This window comes from Glaciecola sp. SC05 (assembly GCF_041380235.1).
In the GTDB taxonomy this organism is placed as follows: domain Bacteria; phylum Pseudomonadota; class Gammaproteobacteria; order Enterobacterales; family Alteromonadaceae; genus Glaciecola.
In genome coordinates, this window is sequence record NZ_JBGIYY010000056.1 from 1 (window position 1) to 579 (window position 579).

Sequence of the window (579 nt, forward strand, 5' to 3'; positions counted from 1 at the left end):
GCGCCTAGCAAACAGCTCTAGTTGTCCTACTCGCAAAAAAGAGGGCGCTACCCGTGTTGAAATCGCGATGGGCTCTAGGCTCATGATGTTAGGGTCTTGAGAATGTGTGCCGGGTGAATACCAAGGACGATTGACGCCGTGTGTGGTAGACACATATAAACTCAGTGAGCGCGAGGTGGGGACGCCAAGAGAATGCATATATTCTTGACCTAGGAATTCTCGAATACTTGAGCGCAATACCGCTCTGCCATCCGCACCGCGGCAATAGGGTGTGCGTCCGCCGCCTTTTAGTTGCATCTCCCAGCGTTTACCTTTTATAACAGCCTCAAGTACTGAAACCGCACGGCCATCGCCATAGCCGTTGCCGGTTTGAAAGGGACATTGTTGAATATATTCGGTGCCAAAAATAGATAGCGCGTAGCCAGTTGCCCAGCCAATATCGCGCATAGTCGAGGGTACTTTTGAAGTATCACCGCTAAATAGCGCCACAAAATCTTCTGAGGTCGCTAGGCTATCGTCAAAACCAAGCTCTGCAAAAAAGTCTTTGCTGTGAGTAACATATTCTGGATTTTCAATCGG

The 579-nt window shown here is 49.4% G+C and carries 1 protein-coding gene; it reads right to left on the bottom strand.

Going from position 1 to position 579, the window contains the following annotated elements; translation table 11 throughout:
- On the bottom strand, positions 1-579 hold a 579-nt coding region (locus AB9H30_RS19355; protein ID WP_371196434.1), incomplete at both ends, for a protein adenylyltransferase SelO family protein.